Here is a 710-nt window from a genome sequence, read left to right as displayed (position 1 = left end):
CCCGCCTTATCCGCATCCGCCTGCTTCAACACCCCCGGCAACAACGGCGCCGCCCCCGTCCCGCTTCCCGGCCCGCCACCGGAGTTCATGTTGATCACCGGCCCGCTCAGGGTCACGCCGCTGGCGTCGATCTTGATAAAGCTGCCACCGCCGATCAGCGTCAACTCACTACCCGCTTCAAGCACGACTTTCATGCCGCTGCTCAGGTGAATCTCCTGGCCGGCATCAATGAACTGCCCGGTGCCAATCTTGATGTGCTGGTTCACGCCCACGGTCAGGTGGTCGTTGGCGCGCGCCTCGACTTTGCGGTCGGCGTAGACGGTGTGGTGTTCTTCGGCCTTGAATTCGCTGTAGCTGTTTTGCTCGACGGTGTCGTGGCGTTCGTTGCCGACGCGGATTTTCTGGTCGTGTTCGACGTTTTCGTCCCAGTCGCGCTGGGCGTGCAGGAAGATTTGTTCCTGGCCTTTCTTGTCTTCGATGCGCAGTTCGTTGAAGCCGCCACCGCCCTTGGAGCTCAGGGTTTTGAAGGTGCTGCGGGTTTTGTTTGCCGGCAGGGGGTAGGGGACGACGTTTTCCTTGTGGTACAGGCAGCCGCTGATCAGCGGTTGGTCGGGGTCGCCTTCGAGGAAGGTGACGAGCACTTCCATGCCTATCCGCGGGATGGCGATGCCGCCGTAGTGGGCGCCGGCCCAGGCGGAGGAGACGCGCAG

Annotated in this window: 1 protein-coding gene; it reads right to left on the bottom strand. The window is 62.7% G+C overall.

The genetic code is table 11. From position 1 onward, the window contains the following. Positions 1 to 710, bottom strand: a 710-nt coding sequence (locus K0F88_RS26520; RefSeq protein WP_219097193.1) for a type VI secretion system Vgr family protein, incomplete at both ends; no start/stop codon positions are given.

Origin of the sequence: Pseudomonas sp. UMAB-40, from assembly GCF_900095275.1 — a bacterium.
GTDB classification, from domain to species: domain Bacteria; phylum Pseudomonadota; class Gammaproteobacteria; order Pseudomonadales; family Pseudomonadaceae; genus Aquipseudomonas; species Aquipseudomonas mandelii_B.
Note: the sequence above shows the minus strand (reverse complement) of the source record. Positions and strands in the feature narration are given on the sequence as shown.